This is a genomic window from Enterobacter sp. WPR_3_1 (genome assembly GCF_003635055.1).
Taxonomy (GTDB): domain Bacteria; phylum Pseudomonadota; class Gammaproteobacteria; order Enterobacterales; family Enterobacteriaceae; genus Enterobacter; species Enterobacter ludwigii.
This window is the reverse complement of the sequence record NZ_RBXU01000009.1, coordinates 367208-382108: the sequence shown is the minus strand read 5'-3', so window position 1 is coordinate 382108 and position 14901 is coordinate 367208. Positions and strand designations below refer to the sequence as shown.

General features: G+C 54.0%; 10 protein-coding genes and 1 tRNA gene. 4 read left to right on the top strand and 7 right to left on the bottom strand.

Annotated features, from left to right (window positions below):
- Nucleotides 1-49 precede the first annotated feature (49 nt).
- Entirely contained in the window at nt 50-919 is an 870-nt protein-coding gene (yghU, locus tag BJ887_RS10160; RefSeq protein ID WP_121339829.1) for a glutathione-dependent disulfide-bond oxidoreductase, read from the bottom strand.
- A 213-nt stretch (nt 920-1132) separates the two neighbouring features.
- Between yghU and gss the strand changes: the two genes are divergently transcribed.
- Nucleotides 1133-2995 (top strand): bifunctional glutathionylspermidine amidase/synthase, encoded by a 1863-nt coding sequence (gene gss, locus BJ887_RS10155; RefSeq protein ID WP_121339828.1) that lies wholly within the window; start codon nt 1133-1135, stop codon nt 2993-2995.
- A 65-nt stretch (nt 2996-3060) separates the two neighbouring features.
- Here the strand turns inward: gss and pgaD are convergent, their stop codons facing one another.
- Genes pgaD through pgaA form a run of 4 tightly spaced genes read right to left on the bottom strand, consistent with a single transcriptional unit; the run spans nt 3061 to nt 9263 of the window.
- Nucleotides 3061-3492 carry a poly-beta-1,6-N-acetyl-D-glucosamine biosynthesis protein PgaD gene (pgaD, locus tag BJ887_RS10150; RefSeq protein ID WP_014171599.1) on the bottom strand — a complete coding sequence of 144 codons (432 nt, stop codon included), beginning with the start codon at nt 3490-3492 and terminating at the stop codon, nt 3061-3063.
- Nucleotides 3489-4820: a poly-beta-1,6-N-acetyl-D-glucosamine synthase gene (pgaC, locus tag BJ887_RS10145; protein WP_032678962.1), complete on the bottom strand. Its 1332-nt coding sequence runs from the start codon at nt 4818-4820 to the stop codon at nt 3489-3491. The genes pgaD and pgaC overlap by 4 nt, the downstream gene beginning before the upstream one ends.
- On the bottom strand, nt 4813-6816 hold the full coding sequence (gene pgaB / locus BJ887_RS10140) for a poly-beta-1,6-N-acetyl-D-glucosamine N-deacetylase PgaB (RefSeq protein ID WP_121339827.1): 2004 nt from the start codon (nt 6814-6816) through the stop codon (nt 4813-4815). The genes pgaC and pgaB overlap by 8 nt, the downstream gene beginning before the upstream one ends.
- Before the next feature lie 8 nt (nt 6817-6824).
- Complete coding sequence (gene pgaA, locus BJ887_RS10135; RefSeq protein ID WP_121339826.1) at nt 6825-9263, bottom strand: poly-beta-1,6 N-acetyl-D-glucosamine export porin PgaA; 2439 nt, start codon at nt 9261-9263, stop codon at nt 6825-6827.
- A gap of 671 nt (nt 9264-9934) precedes the next feature.
- Between pgaA and BJ887_RS10130 the strand changes: the two genes are divergently transcribed.
- Together BJ887_RS10130 and BJ887_RS10125 are read left to right on the top strand one after the other, a co-directional pair.
- Nucleotides 9935-10462, top strand: coding sequence for a LuxR C-terminal-related transcriptional regulator (locus BJ887_RS10130; RefSeq protein ID WP_044857798.1), 528 nt, complete (start codon nt 9935-9937; stop codon nt 10460-10462).
- Between the two features lie 455 nt (nt 10463-10917).
- Nucleotides 10918-11223, top strand: coding sequence for a hypothetical protein (locus tag BJ887_RS10125; protein WP_049023305.1), 306 nt, complete (start codon nt 10918-10920; stop codon nt 11221-11223).
- A gap of 361 nt (nt 11224-11584) precedes the next feature.
- Here the strand turns inward: BJ887_RS10125 and BJ887_RS10120 are convergent.
- Both BJ887_RS10120 and BJ887_RS10115 read right to left on the bottom strand, forming a co-directional pair.
- A tRNA-Phe gene (locus BJ887_RS10120) sits at nt 11585-11660 on the bottom strand.
- Nucleotides 11661-11755: 95 nt separating this feature from the next.
- Nucleotides 11756-12469 carry a DUF554 domain-containing protein gene (locus BJ887_RS10115; protein WP_121339825.1) on the bottom strand — a complete coding sequence of 238 codons (714 nt, stop codon included), beginning with the start codon at nt 12467-12469 and terminating at the stop codon, nt 11756-11758.
- 255 nt (nt 12470-12724) lie between these two features.
- On the opposite strand from BJ887_RS10115, the gene BJ887_RS10110 reads away from it, so the two are divergent.
- Nucleotides 12725-14860, top strand: coding sequence for an ornithine decarboxylase (locus BJ887_RS10110; protein ID WP_047356735.1), 2136 nt, complete (start codon nt 12725-12727; stop codon nt 14858-14860).
- Nucleotides 14861-14901: the final 41 nt, after the last annotated feature.

The window sequence follows — 14901 nt, the reverse complement described above, 5'->3', positions numbered from 1 at the left end:
CCCCTGGCAGGGATCCCTGTTGCCGGGCGGTGGTCCGCCCGGCAGAGCATTACGCCTGACGCTTGTCTTCCGTATTGGTCTCGAAGTCGCTCGCCGCGTGGCGTTCGTGGAGCTGCTCGTTGAGCTCGCCGCTGGTGCGGTTAACGATACGCCCGCGCTTCACGGCAGGGCGGTGTGCCACATCTTTCGCCCAGCGCTGAACGTTGGTGTACTTCTCAGCGTCGAGGAACTCGGCGGCGTTATACACGCTACCCAGCGCCACGCAGCCGAACCACGGCCAGACCGCCATATCGGCGATGGTGTACTCTTCACCGGCCACGTAGCGGCTACGCGCCAGCTGTTTATCCAGCACGTCGAACAGGCGTTTGGCTTCCATCGTGAAGCGGTCAATCGCGTACTCAATCTTCACCGGTGCGTAGTTATAGAAGTGGCCGAAACCGCCGCCGAGGAACGGGGCCGCGCCCTGCAGCCAGAACAGCCAGTTCAGGGTTTCCGTACGTCCCGCCGGATCTTTTGGCAGGAAATGGCCGAACTTCTCTGCCAGATAGAGCAGGATGCTGCCGGATTCAAATACGCGCGTGGGCGGTGTCGTGGAGTGGTCACGCAGCGCCGGAATTTTCGAGTTCGGGTTCACTTCAACAAAGCCGCTGGAGAACTGGTCGCCTTCACCAATGCGAATCAACCATGCATCGTACTCGGCACCCGTCACGCCAAGCGCCAGAAGCTCTTCCAGCATGATGGTCACTTTCTGCCCGTTTGGTGTGCCCAGAGAATAGAGCTGCAGCGGATGCGAACCCACGGGTAACTCTTTCTCATGCGTCGCACCGGAGATCGGACGGTTAATATTGGCGAACGCGCCGCCGCTGTTCTTTTTCCATTCCCACACTTTGGGTGGCTGATAGGTATTTTCGTCTGACATGTTGGCCTGCCTTTTTTGTGATGTGTTGAGGGAGTGTAGCAGGAGTTCATGGGAGGGTTTAGCGAACTGAGCGCAATACATTTCCCCTTCGCGCCACACTACACAGACAGCGGAACGGGTGTATGATAAATCCCACCTCTGTCAGGTTAATTACAACGTGCAGACGACGACAACCCTTTCAACATTGCCGCCTGCCCGTCTTAGGTTGGATACATGCGTAAAGGAAAGTTAAGCAGTGACGCGCCATTCGGGACGTTATTAGGTTATGCGCCGGGTGGCGTGGCGATTTACTCTTCAAACTACGGCAGTCTCGATCCGCGTCGTTATCCGGAAGATGCGGATTTTCGCAGCTATATTGGCAATGAATACATGGGCCACAAGTGGCAGTGTGTTGAGTTCGCCCGCCGTTTTCTGTTCCTCAATTATGGATGTGTTTTCACCGACGTCGGTATGGCGTGGGAGATCTTCTCTCTGCGCTTTTTGCGCCAGGTCGTGAACGATAACATCCTGCCGCTTCAGGCCTTTGCCAATGGTTCGAAACGCGCGCCGCAGGCCGGGGCGTTGCTTATCTGGCAAAAGGGCGGGGAGTTTCATGAGACCGGCCACGTTGCCGTGATCACGCAACTGTTAGACGATAAGGTGCGCATTGCCGAGCAGAACGTTATTCACTTCCCGCTCCCGCTCGGGCAGCAGTGGACGCGCGAGCTGCGAATGACCGTTGAGAACGGTACTTACACGCTGCATGACACCTTTAACGATACCGAAATTCTCGGCTGGATGATCCAGACGGACGACACGGAGCACAGCATCCCGCAGCCGGAACTCGACGGTGAACTGCTGAAAATCAGCGGTGCGCGGCTGAAGAATAAACGTCAGTTTGACGGGAAATGGCTCAACGAAAACGACGCCCTGCAGCAGGCGTATGTCCGCGCAAACGGCCACTTTATCAATAAAGATCCCTGCCAGTATTTTACCATTACCGAAAGTGCCGAGCAGGAGCTGATCAAAGCGACCAATGAACTGCACCTGATGTACCTGCACGCGACCGACAAAGTGCTGAAGGACGATAACTTACTGGCGCTTTTTGACATCCCTAAAATCCTCTGGCCGCGTCTGCGCCTCTCATGGCAGTGGCGTCGCCACCATATGATCACCGGTCGTATGGATTTCTGTATGGATGAGCGTGGCATCAAGGTTTACGAGTACAACGCCGATTCCGCCTCCTGCCACACGGAAGGGGGATTAATCCTCGAAGAGTGGGTGAAGAACGGTTACCGCGGTAACGGCCACAATCCGGCGGAAGGTTTGCTGGAAGAACTTACCGGCGCGTGGAAGCACAGCCATGCGCGTCCGTTCGTGCACATCATGCAGGACAATGACGTCGAAGAGGATTATCACGCGCTCTTTATTCAGCGCTCTCTGCTGCAGGCCGGGTTTGAAACCAAAATTCTGCATGGGCTTAACGCTCTCAGCTGGGATGCGGCCGGGCAACTGATTGACGACGAAGGCCGTCACGTTAACTGCGTGTGGAAAACCTGGGCGTGGGAGACGGCGATAGAGCAGATCCGCGAGGTGAGCGAAACCGAATACGCCGCCGTGCCGATCCGCACAGGGCATCCGGCGGGTGACGTACGGCTGATTGACGTCCTGCTGCGTCCGGAAGTGCTGGTGTTCGAACCGCTGTGGACGGTTATTCCCGGCAACAAGGCGATCCTCCCGGTGCTCTGGCAGCTGTTCCCGAATCACCGTTATCTGCTCGATACCGATTTCGAGGTTAACGACCTGCTGAAACAAACCGGTTACGCCATCAAACCGATTGCCGGACGCTGCGGCAGCAATATCGATCTGATTAGCGCCGGGGATGAAGTGCTGGATAAATCGAGCGGCAAGTTTGTCGATCGCAAAAATATCTACCAGCAGCTGTGGTGCCTGCCGAAGGTGGATGGCAAGCATATCCAGGTCTGTACGTTTACCGTGGGCGGTAACTACGGCGGCACCTGTCTGCGCGGGGATGATTCGCTGGTGGTGAAGAAAGAGAGCGACATCGAACCGTTGATTGTGGTGAAAGACAAGTAAGCCGTTCCGGCTGTCAACACACACCCGCAAGTGTTCCTTGCGGGTGTTTTTCGTTTTCCGGCGGCTCAGGGATGCTCGTCGTGCTGCTGACTTATCTTCAGGTCAATGATGCGGCCGATCTGGTCATGATAGACCGTCAGCAAATTGTACTGACTCATCTCTGAAATGATTTGCGGGGGGACGTTAAAGCTTCTCGCCAGTTCATCGTGACGCCAGGCATCGGGACGCCGCCGCCTTACCTGAGCGCGACGGCGATTGTATTGATACCACAGAATGAGCAACCAGCCGTTAAGCGCGGCGATCAGCAAATAGATCAGCACCGTATTAAACGAGGCAATAATAATGCCCCAGCGGTAGTTGCTCTCCTCGGTTACCTGCATCCACAGATTGGCATAGAGGAAAAACAGAAAACCTCCCCATGCCAGCAGCGTCAGCACCGCATCAAAAAGACGGGGCAATAGCCGATGTTCAGTCAGAATTAGCGTATTTTCGTTCATTGAATGCTTCCTTTTCCCCGGTCCGGACTGATCCAGCGCGCACGTGCACGCTGGCGTTTAAGCATGACTTTTGGAAAGGCGACGAGGGTGGTGAACAGACCAATCATCCAGTACACCATCGGGAACCAGATCACCCAGAAAAGCGAACTCGCCACGTTTCTTTCATAGCGTCGCTCGATATACAAACTGACGAGGAATTGCATCAGACACATGACCCCCAGAAGCAACCCGGTAAATTCAGGAGGAAACAGACTCTCGACGGTCAGGTTTGTGGGTAACGTAATGATATGGCTGACAATGAAAAGCAACACGGTCACCGCATAGGCGAATGCCCACAGCGTTGACAACGCGTACTCTAAAAACAGCGGCCACATGCGATGATGTTCCCAGCGCACGATCTTGCGAAGGTTAACCAGAAAGACCTCTGCACCGCCCTGAGCCCAGCGTAAACGCTGTTTCCACAGACCTTTTAACGTCTCTGGCATCAGGATCCAGCACAGCGCCCGCGGCTCAAAAAAGATATCCCAGTGTCGAAGCTGAAGCTTCCAGCTGATGTCGATATCTTCGGTGATCATATCCGGGCTCCAGTACCCCACATCTGCCAGCGCCTGTCGGCGAAAGGCCGCAATAACCCCGGAGACGGTAAAGACCCTGCCGTAGATCCGCTGCGTCCGTTTGATGAGACCAATAATCGACGAGAACTCGCCTACCTGAATACGGCCAATCAGCGTTGATCGTGTGCGAATACGCGGATTTCCGGTGACGGCCCCGACGTGGGGATACTTAATCAGCGGCTCTACCAGATAGGCTGCGGTATCACGATCGAGCAGGGCGTCGCCATCAATACAGACCAGCAGATCGCCGCGCGCCGCCGCCGCACCGGCCTTAAGCGCCACCGCCTTCCCCTGGTTTTCTGCGAGGTGAATGACGCGCAGGCGCGGCTGTTCCTGCGCCAGCTGCTGCAACACCTCTGCGGTGTTGTCAGAAGAACCATCGTTGATCGCGATAACTTCGATATGGGGGTAGCGCTGATCCAGCGCGGCGCTAATGGTCTCCCGGGCATTTCTTTCCTCGTTGAAACACGGGATCAGGATTGAAATTAACGGATCGCCGTCTAACGTGGGAGCGGGCGTCTGCTTATCCCATGACCAGTGCCGTTCAAGCTGAAACCAGAAATAGAGCCCCCCGGTTATCCAGAGCACGGACATGAACAGTGGCCAGAAGAAGACAAAATCCAGAATCAGTTCTCCGGTAAAGAGGGCTGCCACGCCCAGAGGCAACCCGAATACCAGGCATAAAATAGAGAATGCGATAATGCGATCAGTCATTGTCAGGGTACCAGTACGAAGAGAATTCAGGCCTGATGCGTGAAATATCAGGTTGGTTGTTGATGAAATCGTCGGGGTAGTAACCATAATTTTTGATGCCGTTCAGCTGGAGTACGCGCATCCACTGCGCCAGACGCGTGTCGGGCACGGCACGTTGAGGTTTCTGCTCCCAGTCCCGGGCCTGTAGCTCGAAAATGGTTTTATTGAGCGCACCGGGCCGTGCGGCAACGGCGGCGATCAACCGCGTGAGCCAGGCATCGCTTTCCTCGGCCGGAACGGATTCCATCAGCGGCATAGCCATCGGAACCGTCCAGTCGTAGGTCATCAGAAAATCATCCAGATTTTGTGCAAACCACGCTTCGCTCTCGGGCTGCAGGATGGGCAGGGCGAACATATTCCGCGCGGTTTTAATCTGCGGGCCGCGTATGTTTTTTACCGCCAGGCTAAGGCTGCGGGTAAAGCCGATGAGCGTCTGACTTTTAAAGCGACTCCAGGCGTGAAGGGTGGCCGGATCGTGTTGCATTGCGGCGATACTGCGGTTATTCCAGGCGCGCAGGGCATCCGGGCCGGCATCTTCAAAGTCTGTCAGCACCGCATCGTCGTGAAATAAGATCCCATTGAAGCTGGCGTAGCGGGCAAGATCTTCATAGATTTCCGTGACCTGCTGACGAACCTCGGGGTTCCACGGGGAGAGGCGGATGTAGGGGTCGGTAGCCTCGTGCAATTGGCCCGTTTGACGATCCCAGCGCTGTACCCGCGGGAGTGCGGGTGAGAGATCGAAAGAGAGCACCGGCATCCACGCATAGACTTTTACGCCTGCACGGGTTTGCAGCTGCCAGGCGACAAAATTAAACAGATCGGCGCGCACCGGAAGCCGGCTGTTAGGGAAGTAGAGCGCTTTGATCGTGCCATCGCCCAGCGGATCGGAAAACGCCTGTAGGAAAACATGACTGATTTTCATGTCGTAAACCCGCTGGACAAGTTTATTGATGTTGTTGGTTTGCTGGGCCGGATCGGGATCGTAGACATAATCGAGATCGACATGCATGACGCGCACGGGATCGGCCTCCTGAATCTGGCTGACCGTGCTGGCAAAGGATTTGAGCGAGGGATTTCCGGAAATCAAAAGACGCGGAATATTGCCGAGATCGCGCACATCTGCCAGCCCGTCTTCAAGGGTAAAGGCCAGTTGATAACCCTGCTTTCTGGCGATGGCGAGCGATGTGCCGTTCGCGGCGCCATAGGGCCAGACCCAGGCGCGGGGCGCTTTTCCTGTCACCCGGGTAATTTTGTCGGTAACTTTGCGCACGTCATCAGCGATCCGCTGGTTGAACTGCCGATCGGTTTCATAACGCCCCGTCGCTTTATCGTAAAAGCGGTTGGCGATGGCGGGTTCACGGCTTCCCTGTGGGTTAGCCGGTATGCCGTAATGCGAAGCCCAGGTATGCGAGCCAATCTCAACCAGCGGAGACTGGCTTAGCTCCCGCACCATATCCCAGGTTGCAAAGCGCTCGCGGGGCGTCATCAGTCCGCCGAAATTGACCTGCTGATTCGCTGGCGTATCTACCCAACTGCCCACCGGTGCCCACAGCGCAGGGACGTTCCAGGCCTGAAGAAGTGGCCAGACGCGGGTGTAGAAACTGCTGTAGCCATCATCAAAACTGAGTAAATAGGCTCTGGGCGGCAGCGTTTTTTTGCCCTCATGCGCATCCAGAATATCCTGCACGCTAATGGCGTGATAACCGTGATGCACAAGCCAGCCGATCTGCTCGTTTAGGGCGCTGGTACGAACGGACAGGTAGCGCTGATCGGCTGCATCATCTTCAACGTCATGGTAGGCCAGAACCAGAAAATGGTTTTTTGGCCAGGGTTTACTTGCCTCAGGCTGTGGCCGTTCCTGGGGGGGCGTAAACGAGAGGGCCTGAGCGCAGACGCTCGCGCTGAGGCATAACCAGCCGATAATTATCAGGCTCACAGAAAAACGTTTGTTCAGCATATTCATCCTTAAAAGCGTAAATTCGCATCAAACGTGACGGAGAGATTGCTTTCTCGTTTACCGTCGAAAGGGCGCTTGTCCCAGTTCAGCATCACGCCGCTATCAATGACGTTGTTCCATTGAATGCGCTGCCCGTAACCCAGCAGGGCGATGGCACCAGCGGGCTGATTTTTCTGCCAGTATTCCCCACCTCCGAGAACGACCTGCTGGCTCCAGAGCGTGTCGTAATGGCGGTACATCTGGTGATCGACGGACAGGGCCGCCGTTATGGACAGATCTCGCTCCGGGTTGTAATAGAGCGTGTCCCGCAGGGTGTTGGTACTCGCTGATATACCCGGTTCGAGATCCAGCGTCAGGGTGGGTGTCTGCCACAGCCGCTCTTTACCCGTAAGGGCGAACTCCTGGCGGCGGTTATGGTCGGAAAAGTGGCTGGCAGAGGCGTTAAACTGGTACTCACGGCGTTCGTTTTGATACCAGCGGACCCAGCCTTCTCCCCGGTTTGCGCTGACGCCATTACGCAGTGCCCGTAAAGGCGTCGTGCGTGAAAGACGTTCAAGGTTTCCGCCCACCTGCCAGCTATCGTTCAGGCTGTACGCCGCCGAGAGGCGAGCACCGGGCTTGTTTGCACCGTGATAATGGTTACCGGAGAGTTCTGCTTCGACCAGAAGGTCGCGAGGCCGCCATTCGACGCCGGCAAACAGGTGGCGGCTGCTGCCTTTGCCTTCGTCGAAATTGCCCTGCGCAAATCGGGTTCCACCAAACAGCCGCCAGTTATCCGCGATGGGCGGACCGTAGAGCGTGGCATCCCAGCTCAGATCGTGTGTGCCGCTGACGGGGTTATCAGAGTGCAGTCCTTTGCCCGCGTTCAAACGCAGTTCGGACAGATGATGGACGTCTCTGAGCCTGTCCAGACGTCGGGCGCTCCCGTCGACAGGCGCGCGGGCGATAACGTCATCGGCCAGTAAATCCATCTGTCGCCACTCCTGCAGATCCATTGCGACGTAGGCCTGCTGCCGTTCCAGCTCGATATTGGATGGCTCCAGCGTCTCGGCCATTTTGAGCTTTTGCTCCGCCGCCCGCGGCAGACCCCGCGCCTGAAGTAAGGTGGCGTAATCAATCTGTAATCCCTGATTTCCCGGCGCTGACGCAGCCAGACGTTGCGCCAGCTTTTCGGCTTGCGGAAGGGCATTGGTCATCAGCAAATAGTTAAAGGTGAGCGACTGCCCGATGAGCCATTGATCGTTGGGTTGCGGGGTTGGCGAACCGAAATCGTAGCGGGTCCAGGGCGTGTTACGGGTTATCTTCTCAACATACTGGCGAGCGGCCTGATACTGCCCGGTATCCAGCCAGGCGTAGAAAAGCGCATGATCGTCGTCCTGCGGATCCGGCGCATAGTCTGGATAACGTTTGAGAAGCGAGAGGGCGGCATCGGCATTTTTCTCCTCCAGATACGCGGAGATAACCCAGCCAATTGCCCAGGTCGGCACGGGATGCTGAGCCGACGTTAACGCCTGATATTCCCTGATGACCTGTGGATAATCTCCGTGGGCGTGAAGCGCGCCAAGCCGATCGACACGGGCCCGGATAACGTCCTCCGCTGCCTGGGGTTCGTTTTGCCAGCGGGACAGCAGCTCGTCATAGCGGTTCAGCGCCGCTTTCGCGAGTTGCAAACGCTCTGTTTCAGTACGGGCAGGCACATCGGCAAGGCGTACCATTTCGGCGGCGGCGTTGAGTGCCAGGCGGCGACGTTGCGCGGGGGGCAGCGTCACCGTTTGTGAAAGCCGCAGGGCAGGCGTGTCGGCCCGGTTGTCTGTTAACGCATCAATCAACTCAGTACGAAGGGCGTCATCCGCTGGCGCACTATTCAACGCACGGATGTCTGCCAAAAGCCGCTCCTGGTTTTTCCCCAGGCGTGAATAGACATAAGAGAGCGTCTGGAGGTGAGCCAGAGAGGGCTTTTCCACCACCCGTTGCCGGGCTTCCTGCAGAGCCAGTGTATCCATGCGGGCGTCGGCGAGGGTTTTGATGTAGCCGATGCGATAATCGTCGTTATCCGGTGCAAGGTTACACGCCTCCTTCCAGAGCATTAACGCAGGTTGCCACGCCTTTTGGTTTCGCCTTGCCTGAGCAGCAGCAGCCACGCCACGGGCAGGAAGAGCCATATAGACCTTGTAACGCAGCCAGACCTGAATAACGTCGTCATCACGACCCGCCCAGGACGCCACCTGCAACCAGTCCGCAACCTGCTCAGGCGTCAGGGCATGTTGCTGCTGATAACGCTGAAGATATTGCAGAAAAGGTGCGTAATTACCGTTACGCGCCTGCTGAATCTGTTGTTCATATACTGATTCTGCTGCCTGAACCAGAAAGGGGAAAAGTAATAACAGAAACAATAAAGCGGGAGCGCGGTAAAAGAATAACGTATTGAAGCGAAGTGATCTTTCCATATCTATTTGCCATTTGTTTATCATAAATCCATTGCATAACACGGCCGCCTTTAAGCACGGGGTTAAAGGCCATAAATGAGAACGTTTAATCTGAATGCAGTTACGTTATGGGGTACTTACTTAAAGGTAATTATGGGTCCTTATGGTCAGGGCTAAGTGGCTGGTAATGTACACCCGATATGTTGGCAGATAAATATGTTGAAAAGCAGGGTGGTTGTTTTGAGATAATTCTGTAATGAGCTGTCCTAAACGATTATTTTGAAATGAATTTATATTTATAACTTTATGATTTTATTTATTTTTATTTATATTGTGACAAATTTGTTTATATTTTTAATGTGCCTTATTGGTGTGAATTAAAGTACTTTCCGGTGCATGTTTGGGAAGTTTCATGACAAAAATTCTTAATATCCATAAAAGTGACTTTTCTGAGATTGTTTTTTACTTATAATTAATGGCAGCCATTGAATGATAGTCTATGGGAAGACGTATCAATGAATGTGCGAATTGAGGGTCAATCAAAGCCAGAATACATTTATCGTTAATATAAAAGCGCTATAAAACGAAGGCGGACTTCTTTCCGAAGGGGCGTTCTTGCTTTAATCTAAAAGGGATGGTTAGTGGCAACTTCAATAGTGTTAGTGACACAGGATCGCTACCTTGTCAGGGGGATGAGGATATTTTTTCCGGATATAATCCTGCTGGACTCCATTGACAGAAAGATATTTGATAACGGCGCAGATGAATATTCTGTATTGATTGATAGCCGTGCACCGCTGCGTTTATATGATTACCTGATACGCCATCCGGCCAGAACGAAAAAAACAATCTGCTGCGTTATGCTCGATATGCGGCATCGCGAGGAGAATCTGCTCAGCATGAAGTTGTTTATGAACACGTCGCTCACGGCACCCGATATGGCGTCGTTATTCAACCTGGTGCTCAACATGAAGGGCAAACGTCTGACAACAAAGTGGCTGCTGAACTTACGGCTGAGCACGCATGAAGCCATTATGCTGCGGTTGCTCAGGGCTGGCATGGCGATGGAAGAGGTGGCACAGGAACTGAATACGTCGATTAAAAGCCTCTACCGTAAACGGACCGCGCTCTCAGAACGGCTGGGGGCAGAGAACTTCAACGAGGCTTGTTTGTTTATCTTTAAAAATAAACTGCTGGATTCGGATGGGAACGATCCCTAGCTTTGCTTTACCCCAAAAGCAAAAACCCGCCACGAGGGTGCGCTACATTATAACTTGTTCCGTTAGTTTGAACCGGAGGTGGGGGCGTTCCATCTCGCAGAATTCAATTAGGTCACGTGGAAGGTTGAACCAGGCTTAAGGTGTACTATGTGTTCCATGAACATACTTTGGACTCTTCAGAGCATACAAGCATTTGAAAGTGGACTCTGATTTTGAACGAGTGTGACAAGGCAAATACCCCGGTGTAGCGAAGCAAGTTCGATCGCTAAGATATCGTAAATTCAAATGGTTATCGCCTAAACGGAGGGCGTGGCATCATGGTGACACCCCTCGGCACTGTAGTTAGCAAATTTTAATGATCATAAAAGCTACCATAAAATTTACCATCCTGATGGAACTGGTGGTCGTAATAAATGGGGTGGCGGGACGTCCTGCAGAAAATAGTGGAGGTTTAAATGATTGTCATTAATGGTTTTAACGAATTGCTACAAATGAAAGATGGTTTGCCTGATGTAGGTTGGCTGTATGTTTCGCCATCGTTCAGCCTTTCTTCAGAAGAAGATATAGTCAATGGTCGTTATTATTTTGCTGAAAACGAAGACGAAGAAATGGATTTTGAAGATAACTACGGCACTTTCCTTGAAGCGCCAATTTTTAAGGCGATCATTGACAAAAAGCTAGAGCATAATCCTGCCTCAGGGAATGGTGAGCTTCTCTCCGCGGTTCGTTACTACCTGGAAAACGATGATTTTCAGGACTGAAAACCGAAAACCTCTTTAATCGTATAAAGACTTCTTTGCAGGCTTGCTAAGCCCGTCGTAGCACCCCGTGTGGATTCTATCTATGCGGGAGTGCTCGTCATAGAAATCAGCACGTTGCTGACGGTGTTCCCTCGGTTGATGCTGGCACGGTACCTTGTACTGATTCTTACCTTCCCCTGAGGAACTGCTTGGCGGATATACTAAGCGCCGTTTCGGTATTTGGTGGGTTTTATCATAACGCCCATTTTGTACCACCGGGAAGTGGAGTTGGGGGAGAGGTAAGGGTGGTTACTTCTGGTGAACCAACAAGTTGTTGGCTCAGAAAGCAAAAACCCGCCACGAGGGCGGGTTTTCTGAAGAGTGGTGCCCGGACTCGGAATCGAACCAAGGACACGGGGATTTTCAATCCCCTGCTCTACCGACTGAGCTATCCGGGCAACGGGGCGCATTAAACCTGATATGCCCTCTGCCGTCAACGAAATTTGTTGTTTTCGTAACGGACTGCACACTCTCTCACCAGTTCGCCGTAAACTTAAGCAAAAAAGTGCGTCCAGAGCGCGGATAGCGGCATCGCAATCAACAACGCGGGCAGCATATTCACCACCGCAAACATCTTTATTCCGCATATCCGCAGCCCTGTCGCCAGCAGCAGCAGGCCACCGACGGCGGTGAAGTCGGCCATCATTGCCGGCGTGGTGAGAGGAAGGATCAGTGTGGCGCAGGTAGTGAGGGCCAGCTGGATAAGCAGCATGGGCACGCAAATCGCGGCGACGGCGATGCCGAGGGTCGTGGCGAAAATGGTGGCCGTGAAGAAATCAAGAAACGCCTTCGCAATCAATATGCTGGGGTCGCCAGTCATGCCTTCCTGCATTGAACCGAAAATGCCTGTGCCGCTGGCGCAAAAAAGAATAATTATCGCGACGTAGTTCTGAATAAACGACTCGTGAGTGCCGTTTTTCGCCTTGCCCGGGTGGGCAATCAGGTTTTTGGCTTTGCTGACCGCACTGTTAATACCCTTTTCCAGATAGCAGAACTCGCCAATGAGCGCGCCGAGCAGGGTAGCAAGCACCATCACCGGCAGGTTGGCGCACTTGATCACCAGTAAAATGCCGATACCTAACGAGGCCAGGCCGAATATTGAGGGCATGGAAGAGCGAATACGCTCCGGCAACCGCTGACTTAATACGGCGCCAAGAACGCCGCCCAGCAATACGGCACCGGCATTGATAAAGGGTCCGATAACCACCGTGAACTCCTGTTAGTTAATCATGGGTATTGCAGGATTATTACATGCCAGGGGCCTGTTAAGCTTAGGTTTAGGCGGGTTAACACATACTGATTGCTTCTTGCACCTCAAAATAAAAGGTGACATGATTGCGCGAAATTTCTCCTTCCTGTGTACGGAGCCGCCAATGATGATGTTGTCTGTCGCTGCGCGAACGCTCACCCGTATCGATATTATCTACTCCTGTCTCACCGTTCGGTGAGGGTAACTGCACTTATGAAAACCATGAAAATCGCCGTCAGCCGCGAGCTGGTCTCTACTGTGTCTACGCACCGCGAAAAGGTGACGCTGGATAACACTGATTTTACGGATGTGGCGGCAGTCGTCATTACCCCCGTGGAAAGTTGCAGCGGCATTCTGGCATTGCTTAAACGCACGGGCTTTCAGCTTCCGGTGTTTATTTACTCGCAAGAGCCGTCTGACGTTCCTGATGGCGCAACGGCAGTGATATCAGGTAAAGCTCAGGAGTTTCTGGAACTGGAGACGGCGGCCAGCCGGTATGAAGAGAATCTGTTGCCGCCATTTTTTGACACCCTGAGCCAGTACGTGGCGATGGGCAACAGTACTTTTGCCTGTCCGGGACACCAGCACGGTGCATTTTTTAAAAAACACCCTGCGGGACGGCAGTTCTATGAATTCTTCGGTGAGAACGTATTTCGCGCCGATATGTGCAATGCCGATGTGAAACTGGGCGATCTGCTGATCCACGAAGGCTCCGCCAAGCATGCCCAGAAGTTCGCAGCAAAAGTCTTTAATGCTGATAAAACCTACTTTGTGCTGAACGGCACTTCCGCTGCAAATAAGGTGGTCACCAATGCGCTGCTGACCCGCGGCGACCTGGTGCTGTTCGATCGCAACAACCATAAGTCCAACCACCACGGTGCGCTGATCCAGGCGGGTGCCACGCCGGTTTATCTTGAAGCGGCGCGTAACCCGTTTGGTTTTATTGGCGGGATTGACGCGCAGTGCTTTGACGACGCGTACCTGCGAAATCAGATCCGTGAAGTTGCACCGGAAAAGGCCATGGAGAAACGCCCGTTTCGTCTGGCGATCATTCAGCTTGGTACCTACGATGGCACGATCTACAACGCCCGTCAGGTGATCGACAAGATCGGCCATCTTTGTGACTACATCCTGTTTGATTCGGCCTGGGTGGGCTACGAGCAGTTTATTCCGATGATGGCGGAAACCTCGCCGCTGTTACTGGATCTGAACGAGAACGATCCGGGCATTTTCGTGACGCAGTCGGTGCATAAACAGCAGGCCGGGTTCTCGCAGACTTCGCAGATCCATAAAAAGGATAATCACATTCGCGGCCAGGCGCGTTTCTGTCCGCACAAGCGCCTCAACAATGCGTTCATGCTCCATGCCTCGACCAGTCCGTTCTATCCGCTGTTCGCGGCTCTCGATGTGAACGCGAAAATCCATGAAGGGGAGAGCGGGCGCCGGCTTTGGGCGGAGTGTGTTGAGCTGGGCATTGAGGCCCGCAAGGCGATCATTGCCAACTGCCATATGATCAAACCGTTTATTCCGCCAATGGTGGCCGGGCGTCCGTGGCAGGATCATCCCACACACGCCATCGCCAGCGAGCGCCGCTTCTTCAGCTTTGAGCCGGGGGCTAAATGGCACGGGTTTGAAGGCTATGCCAGCGAGCAGTATTTCGTCGATCCGTGCAAGCTGCTGCTGACCACGCCGGGTATTGATGCGGAAACCGGGGAATATACCGAGTTCGGCATTCCGGCGACCATTCTTGCGCACTACCTGCGTGAAAACGGCATTGTGCCGGAGAAGTGCGATCTCAACTCGATCCTCTTCCTGCTGACGCCTGCCGAAAGCAGTGAGAAGCTGGCGCAGCTGGTGGCGATGCTGGGTCAGTTTGAACAGCATATTGAAGACGATACGCCGCTCGCTGACGTCCTGCCGACCATCTACCAGAAATACCCGGTACGGTATCGCGATTACACCCTTCGCCAGCTCTGCCAGGAGATGCACGATCTCTACGTGAGCTTTGACGTGAAAGATCTGCAGAAGGCAATGTTCCGTAAAGAGAGTTTGCCAGAACGGGCGATGAATCCGCAGGATGCGAATCAGGCGTATATTCGCGGGAAGGTGGAGTTGGTGCGCATTCGTGATGCCGGCGGACGCATTGCCGCCGAGGGCGCGCTGCCGTATCCCCCTGGCGTACTGTGCGTGGTGCCGGGTGAAATCTGGGGTGGGGCGGTACAGCGTTACTTCCTGGCGCTGGAGGAGGGCATCAACCTGCTGCCAGGCTTCTCGCCGGAACTGCAGGGCGTTTACAGCGAAAAGGATCCCGATGGGATTAAGCGACTGTACGGGTATGTTTTGTCATAGTCGCCGTCATCCGTAATCCCGGCCCTCTCCCCAAAGAGAGG